This is a genomic window from Paenibacillus xerothermodurans, from assembly GCF_002220865.2.
In the GTDB taxonomy this organism is placed as follows: domain Bacteria; phylum Bacillota; class Bacilli; order Paenibacillales; family NBRC-103111; genus Paenibacillus_S; species Paenibacillus_S xerothermodurans.
Genome location: NZ_NHRJ02000001.1, coordinates 148,012 through 168,145, shown reverse-complemented (window position 1 = coordinate 168,145; position 20,134 = coordinate 148,012). Strand labels below are relative to the sequence as shown.

18 protein-coding genes, 2 pseudogenes and 1 riboswitch are annotated in these 20,134 nt (G+C 51.5%); of the genes and pseudogenes, 17 read left to right on the top strand and 3 right to left on the bottom strand.

Annotated features, from left to right (window positions below; all coding sequences use genetic code 11):
* Window positions 1–69 precede the first annotated feature (69 nt).
* The 8 genes and pseudogenes from CBW46_RS21475 to CBW46_RS00680 all read left to right on the top strand — a co-directional run bounded on the left by CBW46_RS21475 (window position 70) and on the right by CBW46_RS00680 (window position 6,003).
* Window positions 70–684 carry a phasin family protein gene (locus tag CBW46_RS21475; protein ID WP_207802215.1) on the top strand — a complete coding sequence of 205 codons (615 nt, stop codon included), beginning with the start codon at window positions 70–72 and terminating at the stop codon, window positions 682–684.
* Between the two features lie 29 nt (window positions 685–713).
* Window positions 714–842 (top strand): annotated as a pseudogene (locus tag CBW46_RS22220) (AarF/UbiB family protein); the annotation flags it as partial.
* 34 nt (window positions 843–876) lie between these two features.
* On the top strand, window positions 877–2,106 hold the full coding sequence (locus CBW46_RS00705; RefSeq protein WP_111361052.1) for an ABC1 kinase family protein: 1,230 nt from the start codon (window positions 877–879) through the stop codon (window positions 2,104–2,106).
* Window positions 2,107–2,292: 186 nt separating this feature from the next.
* Entirely contained in the window at window positions 2,293–2,799 is a 507-nt protein-coding gene (locus CBW46_RS00700; RefSeq protein ID WP_089198114.1) for a hypothetical protein, read from the top strand.
* Window positions 2,800–2,903: 104 nt separating this feature from the next.
* Window positions 2,904–3,027: riboswitch (SAM riboswitch) on the top strand.
* 122 nt (window positions 3,028–3,149) lie between these two features.
* Window positions 3,150–4,148, top strand: a complete 999-nt coding sequence (locus CBW46_RS00695; protein WP_089198113.1) for a methionine ABC transporter ATP-binding protein — start codon at window positions 3,150–3,152, stop codon at window positions 4,146–4,148.
* A gap of 1 nt (window position 4,149) precedes the next feature.
* Window positions 4,150–4,809, top strand: a complete 660-nt coding sequence (locus tag CBW46_RS00690; protein ID WP_089198112.1) for a methionine ABC transporter permease — start codon at window positions 4,150–4,152, stop codon at window positions 4,807–4,809.
* A 45-nt stretch (window positions 4,810–4,854) separates the two neighbouring features.
* Window positions 4,855–5,691, top strand: coding sequence for a MetQ/NlpA family ABC transporter substrate-binding protein (locus tag CBW46_RS00685; RefSeq protein ID WP_207802214.1), 837 nt, complete (start codon window positions 4,855–4,857; stop codon window positions 5,689–5,691).
* A gap of 18 nt (window positions 5,692–5,709) precedes the next feature.
* Window positions 5,710–6,003: a Dabb family protein gene (locus CBW46_RS00680; RefSeq protein ID WP_089198111.1), complete on the top strand. Its 294-nt coding sequence runs from the start codon at window positions 5,710–5,712 to the stop codon at window positions 6,001–6,003.
* Window positions 6,004–6,194: 191 nt separating this feature from the next.
* Here the strand turns inward: CBW46_RS00680 and CBW46_RS00675 are convergent, their stop codons facing one another.
* Window positions 6,195–6,956: a glucose 1-dehydrogenase gene (locus tag CBW46_RS00675; RefSeq protein WP_089198110.1), complete on the bottom strand. Its 762-nt coding sequence runs from the start codon at window positions 6,954–6,956 to the stop codon at window positions 6,195–6,197.
* 59 nt (window positions 6,957–7,015) lie between these two features.
* A pseudogene (locus CBW46_RS00670) lies at window positions 7,016–7,360 on the bottom strand (LacI family DNA-binding transcriptional regulator); the annotation flags it as partial.
* Window positions 7,361–7,482: 122 nt separating this feature from the next.
* On the opposite strand from CBW46_RS00670, the gene CBW46_RS00665 reads away from it, so the two are divergent.
* The 4 genes from CBW46_RS00665 (at window position 7,483) to CBW46_RS00650 (ending at window position 10,544) form a co-directional block, all read left to right on the top strand.
* Entirely contained in the window at window positions 7,483–7,692 is a 210-nt protein-coding gene (locus CBW46_RS00665; protein WP_089198109.1) for a hypothetical protein, read from the top strand.
* 42 nt (window positions 7,693–7,734) lie between these two features.
* The gene (gene fucU, locus CBW46_RS00660; RefSeq protein WP_089198108.1) at window positions 7,735–8,178 is read left to right on the top strand and encodes an L-fucose mutarotase; all 444 of its coding nucleotides are present in this window, start codon (window positions 7,735–7,737) and stop codon (window positions 8,176–8,178) included.
* Window positions 8,175–9,023, top strand: a complete 849-nt coding sequence (locus CBW46_RS00655; protein WP_089198107.1) for an amidohydrolase family protein — start codon at window positions 8,175–8,177, stop codon at window positions 9,021–9,023. Before fucU ends, CBW46_RS00655 begins: the two co-directional genes overlap by 4 nt.
* 108 nt (window positions 9,024–9,131) lie before the next feature.
* Window positions 9,132–10,544: a HEAT repeat domain-containing protein gene (locus CBW46_RS00650; protein ID WP_243633120.1), complete on the top strand. Its 1,413-nt coding sequence runs from the start codon at window positions 9,132–9,134 to the stop codon at window positions 10,542–10,544.
* A 41-nt stretch (window positions 10,545–10,585) separates the two neighbouring features.
* Here the strand turns inward: CBW46_RS00650 and CBW46_RS00645 are convergent, their stop codons facing one another.
* On the bottom strand, window positions 10,586–11,422 hold the full coding sequence (locus CBW46_RS00645; RefSeq protein ID WP_089198106.1) for an AraC family transcriptional regulator: 837 nt from the start codon (window positions 11,420–11,422) through the stop codon (window positions 10,586–10,588).
* 137 nt (window positions 11,423–11,559) lie between these two features.
* On the opposite strand from CBW46_RS00645, the gene CBW46_RS00640 reads away from it, so the two are divergent.
* The 5 genes from CBW46_RS00640 to CBW46_RS00620 all read left to right on the top strand — a co-directional run bounded on the left by CBW46_RS00640 (window position 11,560) and on the right by CBW46_RS00620 (window position 20,094).
* Window positions 11,560–13,887, top strand: a complete 2,328-nt coding sequence (locus CBW46_RS00640; protein WP_243633146.1) for a helix-turn-helix domain-containing protein — start codon at window positions 11,560–11,562, stop codon at window positions 13,885–13,887.
* A gap of 147 nt (window positions 13,888–14,034) precedes the next feature.
* Window positions 14,035–14,955 (top strand): ABC transporter permease, encoded by a 921-nt coding sequence (locus CBW46_RS00635; RefSeq protein ID WP_089198104.1) that lies wholly within the window; start codon window positions 14,035–14,037, stop codon window positions 14,953–14,955.
* A 26-nt stretch (window positions 14,956–14,981) separates the two neighbouring features.
* Entirely contained in the window at window positions 14,982–15,926 is a 945-nt protein-coding gene (locus CBW46_RS00630; RefSeq protein ID WP_089198103.1) for a carbohydrate ABC transporter permease, read from the top strand.
* 65 nt (window positions 15,927–15,991) lie between these two features.
* Window positions 15,992–17,668, top strand: coding sequence for an ABC transporter substrate-binding protein (locus tag CBW46_RS00625; RefSeq protein WP_243633119.1), 1,677 nt, complete (start codon window positions 15,992–15,994; stop codon window positions 17,666–17,668).
* Between the two features lie 128 nt (window positions 17,669–17,796).
* Window positions 17,797–20,094, top strand: a complete 2,298-nt coding sequence (locus CBW46_RS00620) for a glycoside hydrolase family 95 protein (protein WP_089198102.1) — start codon at window positions 17,797–17,799, stop codon at window positions 20,092–20,094.
* Window positions 20,095–20,134 lie beyond the last annotated feature (40 nt).

The following is a 20,134-nucleotide window of genomic DNA, read 5'->3' as shown; positions in this document are numbered from 1 at the left end:
GATTCCGTCGGCGAGTGCTGCGGGTAATAACTTTTTAGAAGCAGGTATTTGTAAGAGGAGGGACACACAATGACTGATCTATTGAAAAAGGCTGTATTTTTGGGAGTTGGAGCCACCATCGCAAGCAAGGAAAAAATTCAACAAATGGTAGACGAATTTGTGGTTCGCGGAGAATTGGGGCAGAGCGAATCGAAGCTTCTGGTGGAGAGCCTGGTGGCAAAGGGCGAGGAGCAGCGTTCCCAGATTAAACAGCTCGTGCAGGAGCAGGTGACAAAAATTCTGAATGAGTTGAATATCGCCACCAAGCAGGATTTACAGCTGTTGGAGAATCGGCTGGCTGCATCCATGGCTCGCGGCGTGCCTGGCGGCTCAACCGACCCTCAGGCGTCGACGGGTGCGCCGACTGCTGCGACTGCAGCTGCAGCAATGGCCGCGGGTGCAGCATCAACGCCACTTTATGAACCGGTGCCATCATCTGGCTCGGCCGCAGATGATAGCTGGAAAGCAGCAGCAGTATCGGTAGGCACGCCCACCGCAGCGTCTTCTGCACACGACCCGCAGAGTACGTCGAGCGGCACGTCTTCCGTTAATAGTCAGCAGAACACGTCTACACCCCCGGCATCATTGGGCACCCCTACCGTGAAGTCTTTTTTAAGCGCGCCGAATGCCTCGACAGATGATTAAGATCCGGCATACGAGCCGCTATCGGGAAATTGCCGCTGCTCTCGCCCGGCACGGCTTTGGCAGGCTCCACGCTCTTGGAGCAGGAACTACATACACCTGTCAACGAACTACTGACTGAATTCAACGATCAACCGCTTGCCGCAGCGTCCATAGGACAGGTGCATTTCGGACGCCTAAGCACAGGAGAAGCTGTTGCCATTAAGATACAGCGTCCCCCTCGTAGAGGACATAGTCAAGCTGGATCTCGACATTTTAGCCGATTTGGCCGCACTCGCGGAGCGCCGCGTAGAGTGGGTGGCGCGGTACCGCCTGCGAGAGATGGTTGCGGAATTTTCAGAGTCCTTGCTGCACGAACTGGATTATACGTTGGAAGGTAAAAATGCGGACCATATCGCCGCCCAATTTAAGCGCCGCTCCGACATCCACATACCCAAGGTGTATTGGGAGTACACGACGCCGAAGGTGCTGACTATGGAATACGTAGAAGGGATCAACTTGAATCAAACCGCTGAGCTGCGTGCCAAGGGGCATGAGCTGGGCAGTATATCCGAACGATTTGTCCACGCCATGCTGCACCAAATTTTAATAGAGGGTTTTTTTCACGCGGATCCTCACCCGGGCAACGTGATCGTGTTGGACCAGGGGCAACTGGCGTTCGTGGATTTCGGCATGGCCGGCCGGCTGGACCCGGAAATGAAATACCACCTGTCTTCTCTGCTCATCGCATTGATGCGGAAAAACAGCGACGGCATCATCCGTGCTCTGCTACGTTTAGGTCTTGTGTCGGAGGAAGTGGATATCAGAACCCTGCGCAAGGATTTGGATCAACTGCGCGATCAGTACTATAACGTGCCATTTTCGCAGGTGAGTTTAGGCAAGGCAATCAACGAGTTGTTCACTGTGGCCAATCGGCATCATATTCTTATTCCTACGGATTTAACGTTATTAGGCAAGACGCTGCTTACAATGGAAGGTGTAACGGAGAGATTATCTCCCGAACTCCGGCTAATTGACATGGCTGAACCGTTCGGCCGCCGTTTAATAAAGGAAAGATTGGCCCCAAAGTCGATGGGCAGCAGACTCGCTCGGAATCTAATCGAACTGGCTGACACATTCATTGATCTGCCCCGGCAGGCGAACCAACTGGCGAGAATGATCCGGACCGGCAAGCTGCGCGTTGACATCGGGCTGTCCGATCTCGATTTATTGATGCGCAAGCTCGATCAGGTGAGCAATCGTATTTCTTTTAGTATCGTCCTGTTGTCATTCAGTATTATTATGGTAGGATTGATTCTTGCTGCGGCTTTTGGGAAAGACACTGTATTTCTGCTGCATTTTCCCGTCATCGAAATTGGCTCGGTGGTGGCTTGCCTGATGGTGTTATATCTCTTTTATTCCATTTTGAAATCGGGAAGATTTTAAAACCACAGCTGGTCCTGAACAGAGAAAAGGCAAAATTCATTTCGCATGTTGGCAGGCTTACCCGCATAATATGGGAAAGGCCCAAACTTTATTTTGTGCAAACGCGCAGCTATCTCACCTCTGGCGTTTCAACAAACAGATTTATACGTTAAATACAAAGTAACTAGAGCCGAAGGAGCGCTGCAAATGAAAAAAACAACTTCTCTACTGCTGATAGCTGTGTTGACCTTGTGCATCTCGGGATTGGCGGTCGCGAACTCCATGGCGGAGTACCAGCCGGTACCCCAAACTGCGGATACACATCCTGCCTATATAAACGATATCTTTACGCAGGACGGAAAAACATACGTTGTAGCGGACTATATTCAATGGTTTGAGGGTGAAGAAGCTGACCGCGTGTTTGCGGAGAGAGAGCCGGATTCAGGGCTGCCGGGCTCGCCAAACGGTTACTATATTGTCAATGACAACCCAAAGCGAAGAACTACAGAAGTCGATCAAACCGCGCAAGTACTGATGCAAATTTATAATCGGACAGGTAACATCGCAGAGGCCGACATTCAGTGGAATGAGGAGTTAACTCTCGCTAGGTTTATCCAGATATTTGAGCAGGATGAGCTTCTGTCTGAATATCCGTACCATATTACGATGACAGACGGCAAAATCACGAAAGTGGTCCAGCAATATATTCCCTGATCTAAGCAAAAATTGGATTAAAATCTTGCGCGCAAATCGTTGACGCCATAGAATCCATAGAGTATACTCAAACAAGTTTTATAACTAAATACGAGGTAAGACACTTCTTATCCAGAGCGGCGGAGGGACAAGGCCCGATGAAGCCCGGCAACCAGTTCATATAAGCAGCAGTGTGTGAATGGTTTGGTGCCAATTCCTTCGGAACCTTTCGGTTCTGACAGATGAGAAGGGTGCGAATCTGATCTATGTGATGTATGCGCGAACGATTTGACCCTTTTTGTATTGTGCAAAAAGGGTCTTTTTATATGCCAGCCTGATTTTGAGGTTGATTGAGAGAAGGTGTGTGTTTCATGATCCAATTGGAACAAGTAACAAAAACATATGGAGTCGGAGCCAAACAGGTAAGCGCTCTGTCCGGTATCGATTTGAATGTGCGCAAGGGAGAAATTTTCGGTATCATCGGGCATTCCGGAGCGGGCAAAAGCACGCTGCTTCGCAGCATGAATCTGCTGGAACGCCCGTCGAGCGGCAAGGTTGTCGTAGACGGTATTGATCTGATGGCCTTGAATACTAAACGGCTGCAGGAAAGCCGGAGGCGTATTGGTATGATATTCCAGCACTTCAACCTGCTCTCTTCCGCGCCGGTGGCTGACAATATTGCATTCCCGCTGACACTCGTCAACGCCACAAGAAGCCATATACAGCGAAAAGTGGACGAACTGCTCGAGCTCACCGGGCTCCAGGAGCATCGGCATAAATATCCTGCCCAGCTGTCCGGAGGGCAGAAGCAGCGGGTCGGCATCGCCCGTGCGCTGGCTAACGATCCGCAGGTGCTGCTGTGCGACGAGGCCACTTCGGCATTGGACCCGCAGACGACGAATTCGATATTGAATCTGCTGTTGGACATTAACAAAAGATTTGGCCTGACGATCGTGCTGATCACGCATGAGATGCATGTTATCAGGTCCATCTGTGACCGGGTGGCAGTCATTCATCAAGGACGGATTGTCGAGCACGGCACTGTCGCCGAAGTATTCCTCAAGCCTCAGCACGCGATTACAATGCAGTTTATCGACCAGGTGGCGGATCAATTACAAATTGATCATTCAGCGGGGGAGCGTGCGATGTATGTGAAATTGAACTTTTTGGGCGGACAGACTTACGAGCCGATCTTGTCGAGGGCCGTACAGACGACCGGCGTGACCTTTTCGATTTTGCAAGGGACCATTTCCAAATTGAAAGACACCCCTTACGGCCAACTGGTGGTGAAGCTCGAGGGTGACGAGTCCGCCAAACAAAACACAGTGAATGAGCTGCGCAGCCAAGGGCTCCACGTGGAGGTGATATAGCATGAACTTTTCCGAAATCGATTGGCCGGAGATTGGACACGCCACACTGGATACCTTACAGATGCTCGGACTGTCCGTTATATTTACCTTCATCGTCGGGCTTCCCCTTGGCATCATCCTTTACTTAACCTCGCCCGGAGGGATGCTGCAAAGCAGAGCGTTTTATTCCCTCGTATCGGCCATTATCAACATACTGCGCTCCGTGCCATTCGTCATACTAATGATCGCGATGATTCCTTTGACTCGGGCGATCGTCGGGACCTCGCTGGGTGTTGAGGGCGCAATTCCTCCGCTTGTCGTGGCGGCCGCACCGTTTTTTGCAAGACTGGTTGAAACCGCCGTTCGAGAGGTGGATCGGGGCGTGATCGAAGCTGCGCAATCTATGGGAGCGTCCTACCGGCAAATTGTATGGAAAGTGCTGCTGCCTGAGGCGCTGCCCGGCCTGCTTGCAGGGATCACGATTACTACGGTTACGCTCGTGTCTTACACGGCAATGTCGGGTCTCGTTGGCGGCGGCGGCTTGGGTGATTTGGCGATCCGTTACGGGTATCAGAGATTCGAGACGGAAGTGATGATCATCACGGTGATCCTGCTCGTTGTGCTAGTTCAGATTCTGCAAATGATAGGGGACCGCTTGGTTCAACGATTCAGCCGCAGATGAATTTATATATACCAATATCATAGTGAAACAGAGGAGGCCATTCCTGTGAAAAAGTTAGTACTAGCCATCACATTAATTTCGATGCTCGCGGGGTGCGGAAGCAAACCTGCAGCAACTCCTGAAGCACCGTCCAACACACCGGCAGCCGGGGCCGAAAAGCAAGAGGTGACGCTCAAAGTCGGCGCGACAGCGGAGCCGCACGCCCAAATATTGAAAGCTGTTCAACCGACGCTCAAAGAACAGGGCGTTATTCTCGAGATCAAAGAGTTTACCGACTATGTTCAGCCAAATGTTCAAGTGTATGAGAAACAGCTGGACGCAAACTTCTTCCAACACACACCTTACCTCGATGATTTTAACAAGAAGAATAATATGAATCTCGTGAAAGCAGCGGGCGTGCATATTGAGCCTTTCGGTGCATACTCCAAGAAAATCACGAAGCTCGAGGAACTGAAAGAGGGGGCGACCGTTGCCATTCCGAACGATCCCACTAATGGCGGCCGCGCTCTGGCGTTGCTGGAGAAAAACGGTCTGATCAAGTTGAAAGACGGCGCGGGCATCAGCGGTACCGTGAAAGATATCGTCGAGAACAACAAAAAGCTCGTTGTAAAAGAACTGGAAGCTGCAACGCTGCCTCGTGTCATCGACGAAGTCGACCTGGCTCTGATCAATACGAACTATGCGCTAGCTGCGAAGCTGAACCCTACCAAGGATGCTTTGTTCCTCGAGGAGAAAGACTCCCCATACGTGAACATCCTTGTCACTCGTCCGGACAACAAAGATTCCGAAGCGATGCAAACGCTGGTTAAAGCTTTGAATTCCGAAGAAGTGAAGAAGTACATTAACGACACTTATCAAGGTGCGGTTGTTCCTGCATTCTAATAGAGAAGAGGCCATTGGATGATTGATCATATTGTATTGGTAAAATTCGGTGAAACCACGACTACAAGTCAACTCGAAGAAGTGGTCGACAGATTCAAAGCATTGCGCAGTCATCTTTCTGGGGTACTGGACCTGCAGGCAGGGATTAACTTCTCCGAGAAAAATCAGGGATACCAGGTTGTGCTGTGCGTTCGGTTTGAGGACCGTACGGCGTTGGCTGCGTACGGCCCCAACCCGCACCATCAAGAGGTAGCGGCCTTCATCAGAGAAGTAGGCAGAGTCGACAGCATTGTGGTCGATGTAGAGATTTAAATCTGCTTAAACTCGGCCAGCCGACAAGTGTAGTAAACTCGAAGCACCCATCCGATCACGGATGGGTGCTTTTTTCTGTGTGTCAGGGTGATGCGGCCACGTTGAACAATAGCTGCACGGCTGTAGTATGGGGAACGGCACACAGCGCGCCGCCGGTTATTCAGTGAATTGGGGACGAGCCTCCCTCGTTGCTATCTGCCCATCCAGCCGCCATCGATATTGAACATAGAACCATGAACATAATTGGACGCATCGGAAGCCAAAAAGACGACGCATCCCTTGAAATCATCCGGCGTACCCCAGCGGCCGGCGGGAATCCGGATCAAGATTTGCGAGCTGCGCACCGTGTCCTCCATCAGTGCCGTATTCATATCCGTAGAGATATAGCCCGGAGCTATGGCATTTACGTTCACGTTATGCTGCCCCCACTCGTTGGCAAGCGCTTTCGTCAGCTGTGCGACAGCACCTTTAGAAGCCGCGTAGGCAGGCACCGTGATGCCTCCTTGGTAAGAGAGCAGCGACGCGATATTGATGATTTTGCCCTGCTTGCGAGGCACCATGAAACGTCCGGCTTCCTGGCAAAGCAGCCATACGCTTTTGAGATTTACTTGGATCACTTCATCCCAGTCGTCTTCGGGAAAATCCACGGCAGGGGAGCGGCGTTGAATACCGGCGCTGTTCACCAGGACGTCGAGCTGTCCATAGTGTGACAGGACGGCGGGAATAGCCGCTTTGACCTCGTCCGTGTTACCCATATCGCAGGGAACAATAACGCACTCTCGGCCTAAGCTTTTGATTTGTTCCATTGTGTCGGAACTCGCTGCTCCACGCTGCAGCAGGGCGATGTCCGCTCCCGCTTCAGCCAGCGCCAGAGCCATAGCCCGGCCGATTCCCCTAGAGGCCCCCGTCACCGCTGCCACTTTGCCATCCAGCTTGAATGAATCCAATACCATATGTATTCCTCCTCAGGGTTATATATGTAAAGCCTAAAGCGTAATGCCTTTATCGCGTGCCTGGTGGACAAAATCATCTGAAAGTAATCTTTTTCTTTGGCACAATCCTCGTCACTGTTCCCAAACAGAAGTTTATACCCGCAGCGGTTCGCTGCATCCTCCACGGCTCTGGCCAAGGCGGTGTAGAACGGATTTGTAATATCCGTGATTAACAACGAGAGCATTTTGGTTCTCTGCAGCACCAAGCTTCGAGCCATCCAGTTGGGAACGTAATGCAGCGTTTCCATCACTTGCTTTACTTTTTGTCTGGTGGCATCGCTTGATGTCTCCCCTGTCATTGAACTCTGGACACCGTCATGGCGGAGACATTCGGCTCTTTCGGCAATATCGTAGATTGTGACCAAGTAAACTTCACCTTTCATATCTGTCCACTATAGCATCATTGTAGAGAAGATAGGCGTTGACAGCAAGAACCTCTGTTGTTAAATTCAGGTTATCGGTAACATTATTATGGAGGTGGCTGCAGATGTCTCATTCGTTCCAAGCGGAAGCCGATGTATTGGTTATGGATGCTCGGGATCACGTAGCAACAGCATTGCGTAACGTGGAGGCGGGCGAAACAGTACGTTCTCGCAATCATGAAAGCGTTGACAAGCTTGTCGTGCAGCGCCTGCTGCAGCTCGACGCGGTTCCTTTTAGGCATAAGGTTGCGATTGTGAAGATTGAAGGAAAATAGACCAGTCTATCTTGAGGAGATAGCTGTGGGAGGTGAGTGGAAGTGCTGACAGGCATCCCTTCTGTGATTTCGCCGGACTTGTTGAAAATCATGATGGAAATGGGACATGGCGACGAGCTGATTTTAGCGGACGGCAACTTTCCGGCGGCCGCCTGCGCGCGCCGCCTGGTGCGAGCGGACGGGCTCGGCATAGTTCCATTGTTGGACGCGGTGCTGAGGCTGTTCCCGCTTGATACTTATGTGAAGGAGCCGGTTGCACTGATGCAGGTTGTACCTGGAGACCCGACTGTTCCAACGGTTTGGGAGCAGTACGAGCAAGTTTTGGCAAACCGCGCAGGAGCCGGCATTCAGATAGAACAAGTGGAGCGGTTCGCTTTCTACGAGCGTGCAAAGCGAGCATATGCGATCGTTGCGACCGGCGAAACCTCGCAGTATGCGAATATCATTTTAACCAAAGGTGTGGTTAAGGAGGGGGGTAGTCTATGAGGATCGACGCGCACCAGCATTACTGGAAATTGGACCGTGGTGACTACGGTTGGCTGAGTCCCCACATGGGCGTGCTGTACCGGGATTACTTACCGGACGATCTCAAGCCGCTGCTGCAGAAAGCGGACGTTACGGCCACGATTGTCGTGCAGGCCGCACCAACGGTGGAGGAGACTGAATTTCTGCTCGCTTTATGCGAGCAGGAGCCGTCGCTGGCCGGTGTGGTGGGGTGGCTTGACCTGGAGGCTCCAGACTTTGAAGCGCAGCTGGACCGTCTGATGCGATCCCCTTATTTTCTAGGCATTCGTCCGATGCTGCAGGATCTTGACGACGACGCGTACATTTGTAAGGACGCTGTTATCCGCTCCTTAAGCATTTTGGCCGAAAAGGGAGCAGCGTTGGATTTACTGGTGAAAACACAGCATTTACCATCTGCAATTGAGATGCTGGGCCGCATACCGAAGTTAAGAGCCGTTATCGATCATATCGCCAAACCGAACATCGCCGAGCAGGCGTTCGAACCCTGGCGCGAATTGATGCAGGAGGCTTCGGCATTTCCGAACGTGCACTGCAAGCTGTCAGGGATGATGACGGAGGCAAATCATACGCATTGGAAACAGGAGGATATAAAGCCGTACGTGAGCGAGATTTGCCGGATGTTCGGCCCTGACCGTGTTATGTTCGGCAGCGATTGGCCTGTATGTCTGCTTGCGGCGAGCTACGAGCAGGTAGTTTCTCTGCTTTTGCAAACGCTTCCCCACCATTGGCCGGACAGCGCAAAAGAGAAAGTGTTCGGAGCGAATGCAGCAGCATTTTATGGGATTGGCACTACATTCGAATCTTAGTTTTGTGCTAGCAGAGATTAACATTGTCTGTTTTTCTTCTGCATCTTCTTTTTTATAATAGGGCTGTCGATATCCCAATCTTGAATCATCGAGGAGGTAGGATCATCCGTGCGGTACAATGCTCCCTTATTATTGACGGACGAACAAATGCGAAAATTTGTGACAGACGGCTATCTGCTGCTGCAGACAGACTTTTCCCCGGAGTTTCATCGCAGCCTGGTGGATCAGCTGAACACGGTGTACGCGGAGGAAGGAAACCCCGGCAACAATTTACTGCCGCGTATTCGGGACCTGCAGAAGGTGTTTGATCACCCGGTTGTATCCGGCGCATTGACAAGCGTGCTGGGTCCGAACTATATGCTGCATGCACACCGTCATGGCCATTACAATGCTTCCGCTAAGCCTGGCGGCTGGCACAAAGACAGCTATTGGGGGTACAGCAGGATGCGGAACCACCATCCCCATTGGGCGATGATCATGTATTTCCCGCAGGATACCCCGGTGGAATTAGGTCCTACCGGAATTATGCCGGGCACACAAAATTACCAAACCCGCACGTTTGAATCTGATGACGCGCCAGGAGAAGTGTTGGCGAGCGGTAAAGCAGGCACATTCGCCCTGATTCACTATGACATTTGGCATCGCTCCACACCCAATGTGCTGGGCGAGCCGCGCTATATGTTGAAATTCGAATTTATGCGCACCACCATGCCGGAAGCTCCGAGCTGGAACTGTCAGGACCAGGCTTGGCAGCGACCAGCGCACCTGAATTTGCCTATTGCTGAGCACGAGGCAATGTGGGAGGAGACGTGGAACTGGCTTACCGGTAAAACCGGCAGCCTCGCAGGAACGGCTTCGCTCGACCAAGATCGTATCCAGCAGCTTTCCGCAGCGCTGGAAGACAGCTTCGAGCCTAACGCGATCAATGCTGCGTATGAGCTAGCCAGCGCTGGTCAACCGGGCGTAGAAGCACTGCTGCATGGGCTGGCGCACGAAAACCAGCACGTATCCAGAGTATCCGCCTACGGTTTATCTGCGGCGGGGTCAGATGCGGTGGAAGGACTGGTCTCCGCGTTACACCAGACGAATGTTGAAACCGCTGTCAACGCAGTGTTTGCACTCGGAGAATTGCGGGATGTAGCCGCGGATGCGGTGTCTGATTTGATCGGGCTGTTGGCCCATCCGTCGGAACGGTTGCGGTGTGCGGTAGTGGAGTCGCTCGGCTTGATCGGCACGCCGACAGGCGAGATTGTCTCCGCGTTGATTCGCTGTCTGCAGAGCCCGGACGTACAGGTGCGATTCATGACAGGACTTTCTTTATCCAAACTTGGTGGTGTCGCTCATGCTGCCGTGCCGCAGCTGGAGGCCGCATTGGACGATGATAACCGGTATGTGCGCGCCCATGCGGCGGAGGCGCTGCATTATATCGGCACGGATGAGGCGAAGGACGTATTGATCAAGTACCTGCTCAGCTCCCGCTGGTGTCCGACCACCACGAAGGCGAACTCTTTTTATCCATAAATGTCCCGATACTCTCAGGAGGGCGAAGTTCGCCCTCTTTTTTAAACGGTGGTGCGGGGAATCATTTCCCGGTAAGCGGTAGGTGAGAGGCCGGTGTGCTCCCTGAACATCCGGGAGAAGTACGAGAGCTCCATCCCCACGGAATCCGCAATCTGGGACACGTTTAATTCAGTCATAATTAAAAGATTTTTGGCTTTTTCCGAACGCATGCGGTTCACATATTGAATCGGCGGATAGCCGGTGACATGTTTGAAGATGTTGATGAAATAATTGGGATGGAAGTGAGCAATTCGCGCTAACTCGTCGACCGATATGTTGCGCGCTAAATTATCTTCGATATATTTGAGAACCTTATTCATTTTTTCAAAGGCCGGCTCGGACGCCAAATTCAAACGTACGGAGCCGGATTGCTCGATAAACCCGGCTATGAAATCAATCAGGATGGAGTTCACGCGAAATTCGGACGTCAACTCATCGCTGTGTGAATAATAGATCAATTGTTCAAATTTTTTGCGGAGCTCATCGGGGTCTTTTACCTTGATGCACGCAGGTGTTTGTACGACGTTAAATAAATGCAGCTCACCGATTTTAGCGGTAAAGTGGCACCAATACTTGCCGAATGTATCCTGGCTAATCGTGCCATAGGATTGTTTGATTCCGGCTGGCAGCAGATATAGCTCTCCCGGTTGAGGATAATATTCCCGGTCTCGTATTTTTACGAAGCCTTCTCCCTCTGTGACGAAATAAAACTTGTTGAACTCGGAGATGTAATCGCAATCCTGCCAAGTGGTCGGCACTTTCGTGTAGGCCGCTATAGATAAGTCAAGCTTCGCTTTCGCGATGTACTTTTTCCAGAAAGCCCGGTGGGTGTTGTTCATGCCCTGCCTCCAAATGTTCGATTGGCAATACCAAACTTTGTGCCCGTGCAACTGTGCCTGTCTAGGTGCTGCTCTGCTGCAATTGTTGGAATTCACTGAAATGAATGGATACCAAGGGGGACCCTTTTTTGCTTACTATGCTGAACCGAACTGTGGACAAAAACAGAGTGTTCATCCGCCTTTTGGCCCCTTACATCGTCTTTTTGCTGCTCGCCATGGCGATCGGCTGGGTCATCTATCAAAAGACACTGATCGTCGTCGAGAAAGAAGTAACCGCTAACAACATGGATTTGTTGGAGCAAAGCAAAAGCATATTGGACCGGAGGTTCGCTGAGATCACTTCAATCACGATGCAAGTGGCGAATGACCCCAGAATTATGCAATTTCAGCATATTTCCGATCCGTTTGCGGGCGCGAACACGTTCCGGATTTTGGAGGCGCGCAAAGGACTGTACAATTTTACGCTCACCAATAACTTTATATACGATTATTATGTGTTTTTCAAGAACAGCGAGCTGGCGTTGACCGCCAACTCCACGTATTTGCTGTCTGATTTTTACACCCACATGATGCATTATGACGAGATGGATTACAGCCAGTGGAGGCAGTTTTTGTTCGGAAGCTTTCACAGCCAAAAATACATGCCTGCGCAAGACGTCGTACTCAAAGGAAGTAAGCAGTCGATGCTGACCTACGTTCAATCCATTGGCTATCCCGGCTTTGTCCAAGGAGTGGTCGCTGTAATGATAGATCACAAAGAAATCCGGAAGCTGCTCAGCGGCCTTGATCTCTCCCAGGGCGGGTGGGCGTACATCGTCGATGACAAGGGTACAATTATAAGCTCTTATTCCTCCGGATCGGAGCAACAGCTCATGCCTATTGATACCGGCCTGCTGGCAGGCAGCGTCGGCTCCCTGGAACAAACGGTCGGCGGCAGCGAAATGATGATTACTTACACCAAATCCTCCAATAACGGGTGGACCTATTTGGTAGTTCAGCCGAGTGACGTAGTGCTAGGCAAAGTCAGGTATATTCAAAAAATATCATTTATCTCCGCATTCGTGTTTTTACTGTTAGGCACAGCGATTGCGTACTTACTGGCATATCGAAGCAGCAGACCGTTGATAATGATCGTCAATACGCTTCTTGCGAAGGCGGGCGGCAAGCACCGTGAGTCCACCGACGCGTTCGCGTTCATCAGAGAAGCTATTTCCGGCTTGGCGGATAATAATGCGCAGCTGCAGGAAGAGATCAAGCAGCAAGCGCCTCTGCTGCAGGCCGCTTTGTTTGAACGGCTGCTGAGAGGCGAGTTTATTTCCCGCAAGGATACAGCGGCGCTGCTGCAGCATACGGGTATGGCAAACAGCGGTCCATATTATGTCGTGACACTGCTTCAGCTGCGTGGATGGGAGCTGCTGGTGACTGGCACGGAAGTCGACGGACCCGATGTTCAGCGGGTTGTCGTAAAGGATTTTTTAAGACAAATGTTCGGTGAGCACGGTTACATTCATGATGCGGCTGATGACCAAATTGTGCTGCTGTACAGCTGCGGCTCACGTCCGCCGGCAGAATGCTGCAAGCAGCTGGAAACACTTCTTGGCTGTGCAGGACGGCAAATTGCCGACGCCATGAATCTGAAGCTCTCTGCTGCTATAGGAGGTATCTATGCAGGCTTGACCAACGTATCCAGATCGTATGAGGAGGCAAGACACACACTTCAGTACCAGGCTTGGGAACGAAAAGACGCCGTGCTGTGGTTCCATCAACTGCCGACGGATAACAACGATTACTATTATCCGGGTGAGATGGAAGTACGGTTAATGAATTTGGCGAAAGCCGGTGAATGGAACGACGTCGAGAGCTTATTGCTGGAGCTTCGGGCCAAAAATTTGCAGGAGAGACAGCTTTCCTGCACGATGATGCAGCTGTTTTTGTGCGAGATATGGGGAACCGTGGTCAAGCTGCTGCCTCAGATCGGTTTGAATGAGGAGAGCATTTTTTTCAACATCAAATCAGTGGTGAGCACGAGAGGCGCGTTCCGCGAGGTCGAGAGCAGTTATGCGTCCATCATCAATACGTATCGGCGTATTTGTGATCACGTGAATGAACATAAGAAAAGCAAAAACTCGCGTTTAATGGAAGATATGATTACTCTGCTGAACAGCTCCTACATGCAGTCTGAGCTCAGCCTGGATTATGTGGCGGACCGGTTCGAGGTGACAAAGGTCTACGTCTCGCAATTCTTTAAAGAGCAGACGGGCGTGAATTTCTTCGACTATCTGGAAAACCTGAGAATGAATCAAGCCAAGCGGCTGCTGCTGGAAACGAATCTCAGCGTGAACGAAATAGCCAACAGGGTGGGCTACAATTCATCTAACACGTTTTGTCGGGCATTCAAGCGATTGAACGGGGTGAGTACGACCAGCTATCGGCAATCAGAGCAGCGTCTCAGATCAAGCGTTTAACTTTTGCATAACGGATAAATAAATGCACATCACCGATTCCTAACAAAAGAATACTTGGTAAACGCTTTCATGTTTACTGTTTTTCGTCTTGCCCGTATGTTGAGTATAGTCTCAATTGCATTTCGCGATGAAAACGGAGGTGATGTTATGAAAACGCTTAATCCAACTCTAAAAAGGATGCGCAAAGGTTGGCAGCTGTACGTGCTGCTGTTTCTGCCGATAGTTTACATTCTGATTTTTAAGTATTATCCGATGTATGGTGCGACCATCGCATTCAAAGATTTCATACCGACTAAAGGCATCGCAGGCAGCGAGTGGGCCGGGTTGAAGCATTTTATCCGCTTCTTCAACTCATATGAGTTTGGCAGATTGATGCAAAATACGATTGTACTTAGCGTCTACAACCTGATCGCCGGCATCCCGTTTCCTATTATTTTGGCGTTAAGCCTCAACTATGTGAGACAAGAATACTTCAAGAAGACCGTGCAAATGGTCACCTATGCGCCGCACTTCATCTCAGTCGTCGTTATTGTCGGCATGCTGCTCGAGCTGCTGGATCCGCGCAACGGGCTGGTGAACAACATCCTGCAGGCCATCGGCATGGAGCCCATCAATTTCATGAGCAAGCCGGAGTATTTTAAAACGATTTATGTCTTTTCAGGCGTATGGCAAAATGTCGGTTTCTCCTGCATTATCTATCTGGCCGCGCTAGCCGGCGTTGATCCTGCCCTGCATGAAGCCGCTGTTGTGGACGGGGCGAGCAAGCTGCAAAGAATGTGGCATATCGACCTGCCGAGCATCATTCCGATCGCTGTCATTTTGTTGATACTGAACACCGGTCATATTCTTGATCTCGGATTCGAGAAGGTGCTGCTTATGCAGAATTCGCTCAATTTGAGAACATCGGAAGTGATCGACACTTACGTCTATAAAATCGGATTGGCGTCTCAAGCGATGAACTACTCCTATTCAACAGCGATCAATTTATTCAAATCGGTCGTGGGCTTAATACTTCTCATCGCTATTAACAGTGCGGCGAAGAAGGCCAAGCAGGAGAGTTTATGGTGAGTGGCGAGGAAGGGAGGTAATTCGATATGGCAACTTCTACAGCGGGCAAAACGGGCAGCAGGCAAGTTCTGGCTGCAGGCACGTCGACGATCAAGGAAGCCGCGGGCGATCGAATCTTCAATATCATCAATTACACGATACTCACCTTTTTTCTGTTAATCGTGTTGTACCCGCTCGTGTATATTACCAGTGCGTCCTTCAGCACGCCGGCGGCGGTCACCGCAGGCAGGGTATGGCTCTGGCCCGTCGAGCCGACGTTGGAAGGGTATGCCGCCGTCTTCAAAAATAAGCTGATCTGGTCGGGATTCCGCAACTCTATTGTGTACACGGCGGTCGGCACGGCGATCAACGTAGTGATGACCATTTTGGCGGCATACCCGCTTGCCAGAAAAGATCTGGTAGGGCGCAACGCGATCATCATGCTGTTCATGTTCACAACCATGTTCTCCGGCGGTCTGATCCCATCTTATCTGCTTGTCAAAGATCTCGGTATGCTGAATACGATGTGGTCGCTTATTATTCCTACCGCTTTTGGTGTATATAACATGATTATCACCAGAACCTATTTTCAGACTACGATTCCCGAAGAGCTCCTGGAGGCGGCTCAGCTGGACGGATGCAACGACTTCAAATTTGTCGCCAAAATTGTAGTCCCGTTATCGGGTCCGATCATCGCTGTTATCACACTTTATTATGCGGTCGGCCATTGGAATCAATTTTTCAATGCCATGCTGTATTTGAAAAGCCCGCAGATGTTCCCGCTGCAGTTGGTATTGCGCGACATCCTCGTGCAAAATCAGGTGGACGCGAACATGCTGACGGATTTGGAGGACGCGGTGAAGAGGGAAGGCCTCAGCGAGCTGCTGAAATATTCGCTTATCATCGTGGCTTCTGCTCCGCTGTTGATCATATACCCGTTTATCCAGAAGCATTTCGTGAAAGGCGTCATGGTTGGTTCTTTGAAAGGATAACGCATGATTATTGATCCATCTATCGGCACATTTCATACACATTCATCTAACCAGGAGGAGTACCAATGTATACAGGAATGAAAGCGGGATTGACCGTGCTCATCGGGCTTACGGCAGTGTTGAGCGGCTGTGCGGAGCAGCAGTCGGCAGCGCCCGCCGTGCAGGAAGATTTAAGCGAACCGGGACAGTTCCCGATCACCAAAGAGAAAATAACGCTTAAGGTGCTGGTGAAGGGAAGTCCGTTTATTGAGGATATTACTACGAACGAGTTCACCAAGTATCTGGAAGAAAAGACGAACATTCATATCGAGTGGGACGTCGCACCTGAGAAATCTGCAGCGGAGCGGTTGAACATTGTACTGGGCAGCGGCGACTACCCTGACGTCATCATGGGCTTTGGAGTGTCCAGTACGCAGCAGTTGATTTACGGAAGCCAAGGAGTTTTCCTGCCGCTGAACGAAATGATCGAGAAGTCCGGCATTGAGACAAAAAAGATGTTCGCAGAGGTGCCGTACGCGAAAGATTTGATTACCGCTCCGGACGGCAATATTTATGCTCTGCCTCAAATCAACGAATGCTACCACTGCTCGCTGTCTCAGAAAATGTGGATTTATAAGCCATGGCTCGACAAGCTTGGACTCCAGATGCCGACTACGACCGATGAGCTGTACGAGGTGCTGAAGGCTTTTAAAACCAGAGACCCTAACGGTAATGGCAAGGCGGATGAAATTCCTCTGGCAGGCGCATCCATCGGTCCGGCGGTAGGTATCGATCAGTACATTATGAATGCTTTCATCACTAATAATGTAGACGGTTCACCGCCGAATCCGGAGAAACGCTTCTTTGTCAGCAACGGCAAAGTGGACGTTCCGTTTAACAAGCCGGAGTGGAAGGAAGGGCTTAAGTATCTGCACAAGTTGTATGCGGAAGGCCTGATTGCTCCACAATCGTTCACGCAGGACAGAAACCAGGCGAAGCAAATGGGCGAAAATCCGGACGTTCCGATATTGGGCGCCGCGTTGGCACAGCATAACGGCACATTCACGGACTTTAACGGCAAGAGCGGCAGATGGCTTGAATTTGTGACAGCACCGGCACTGAAAGGTCCGAACGGAATCCAGATTGCAGCCTCCCGTCCGTACGGTTTGCAAGGACAGCAGAACTGGGGGATGTATCTCATAACCAGTGCAAGTAAACATCCCGAAGCCGCTTTCCGTCTGGCAGATGCGTTGTACTCGAATGAGATGGCTCTCAGAACGACCATCGGCCGTCCAGATGTCGAGTGGGCTTGGGCGGAAAAAGGCGAGGCAGGCATCGACGGCCAGCCGGCTATCTGGAAGCAGCTCAAAGTTCTTCCGCCAGGTCCGCAAAACATACATTGGTCGCAGACCGGGCCATCCATGCGTACAAACAAATTTAGGTTCGGGCAGGTGGCTGATCCTAACAATCCGGCCGAGTTGATTCTGTACAAAGAAACCAAGGAAAAATATGAGCCATACCGGCAGGATGAAAAAACCGTGCTCCCTCCGCTGTTCTTTACAAATGAGCAGGCAACAGAAGCTGCGGACCTGGAGAAGACGATCAATGATTACGTGAAGGAAATGATCGCCCGCTTCGTAACCGGAGACGTCAACATTGACAGCGATTGGGAAACGTATCTGAAAAATTTGGAAGACATGAATCTACAGCGTTATTTGGAGATATATCAATTAGCATATGACGCCAAGTATAAAAAGCAGTGACAATACACCAGGTCCAGCACACCGAGTTCGCTGGGCTTGGTTGTTAATGCGGCAGCTGCGGCTACAAGCCGTGGCGGCAGTATGATATCCCGTTCTTTGATTAACAGTTGAGGAGGATGATATTGCGTATGACGAGCAGCAGCAAAGAAATGAAGCTCTGGTACCGAAAACCTGCGACAAGATGGGTCGAAGCTCTGCCTGTCGGCAATGGGCGGTTAGGCGCTATGATATACGGCAAGGCGGAGGAGGAGCTCATTCAGCTCAACGAGGACTCCGTATGGTACGGTGGACCAAAAGATAGGCACAATCCCGATGCTGCCGCTTATTTTCCGAAAATCAGGCAGTTGATCATGGACGGCGAAGTGGAGGAAGCCCAGTACCTGACGAGGCTGGCTTTCACGCCGAGCAGCAAGTTTTTCGGCCCGTATCAACCGCTGGGGGATTTGAACCTCTGGTTTGGCCGGCACGGCCGGACGACGGAGGACTATTACCGTGAGCTGGATGTGGAAACAGGCATTGTTCGTGTTGAGTACACTGCAGGAGGTGTCAGCTACAAGCGCGAGGTATTCAGCAGTGCCGTCGACCAGGTGCTAGCGGTCAGGATCACATGCGGTACCCCCGGCGGACTACGGTTTTGTGCGAATTTAACACGCAGACCTTTTGACGGAGACATCCACGTTCTGGGCGACAGCTCCATCGCTATGCACGGGCAGTGCGGGCCGGACGGAATCAAGTACGTGGCATATCTTCACGCGCAGTACGAAGGAGGGACGGCGCAGACTATTGGAGACTTTATTTCGATTGAAAATGCAGACGCAGTGACACTTTGGCTTGCTGCCGGAACCACTTTCCGCAGCTCGGATCCTCTGGGCCAGTGTATCCGGCAGGTGAACAACGCGCTGGCTAAAGGCTATGAGCGTGTGAAACAAGAGCATATTACGGATCACAGCGGTGCTATGAATCGTGTGTCACTAGAGCTGACCGACGGACAAAGGTCGCGGTCGGGGCTGTCCACCGATGAGAGACTGGAGCAGGTGAAGGCGGGAGGCGAGGATGCGGGCCTTGCGGCACTGTTCTTTCAATACGGCCGTTATTTGCTTCTGGGAAGTTCACGGCCCGGCACTTTGCCCGCGAACCTGCAGGGCATATGGAATGATAATTACAAGCCATCTTGGGAAAGCAATTATACGACGAACATCAATCTGCAGATGAATTACTGGCCGGCTGAAGTAGGCAATTTGGCGGAGTGCCACGAGGCGCTGTTTGATTTTATTGACAGGCTGCGCGTCAACGGCCGTGAAACGGCCCGTAAAATGTACAACTGCCGGGGCTTCGTACTGCATCACAACACAAACATATGGGCTGACACGGTGCTGAATGGGTTAAACGTCCGGGCGGCAACCTGGCCTACGGCGGGAGCGTGGCTGGCGACACATCTATGGGAGCATTACCGTTACGGCGGGGACTTAGCGTTTTTGGCACACAGAGCTTATCCTGTCATGAAGGAGGCCGCTGAATTTTACTTAGATTATATGGTACAAGACGATCGAGGCAGATATGTCACATGTCCGTCGGCATCACCGGAAAACAGGTACATACTGCCGAACGGAGGTATGGGCTATTTGACGGCCGGACCAACGATGGACAGCCAAATTCTCAGTTTCTTGTTCGACAGCTGCATTGAGGCGGGCACCCTGCTCGGTGAGAGCGGGGAATTTATGGAGCGGTTGCGGGAAGTGCGCAGCCAGCTGCCTGAGCCGCAGCTCGGAGACGAGGGGCAGCTGCTGGAGTGGCTTGAGGATTATGAGGAGGAAGACAAAGGCCACCGGCATATATCACATTTATTCGGGCTGCATCCCGGTGAGTCGATCAGTGTGGCGAAAACGCCTGAGCTTGCCAAAGCCGCCAGAACCACCTTAACGCGCAGGCTGGCCAATGGCGGAGGGCATACGGGCTGGAGCCGATGCTGGATCATCAACTTCTGGGCACGGCTGGGCGACGGCGAGGAAGCGCATGAGAATATATTGGCGCTGCTTCGCAAATCAACCGATCCTAATTTATTCGATGAGCATCCGCCGTTTCAAATCGACGGCAACTTCGGCGGCGCGGCGGGGATCGCAGAGATGCTGCTGCAGTCGCATTCCGGTGAAATCAATCTACTGCCGGCGCTCCCACGTGCGTGGCGGTCGGGCAGCTTCAGCGGCTTGCGGGCGCGGGGAGGGTTCGAGGTCGATCTCTCTTGGAGCAGCGGCGCGCTCACGGAATGCCGGCTGCAAGCGAAACAGGATGGCATTTGCCGGTTGCGAGCTGCGGTCCCCGTGGCGGTCACAGACGTACGTGGAATAGATGTGCCTGCAGAACAGGATGGGAGCCTGACCATTTTTGCTGCGGAAAAGGGAAGCAGTTATTTGGTCAAACCTAGGTAATCGGCGCATGCGATGCACAATTCAACCTACACAGGAAGTA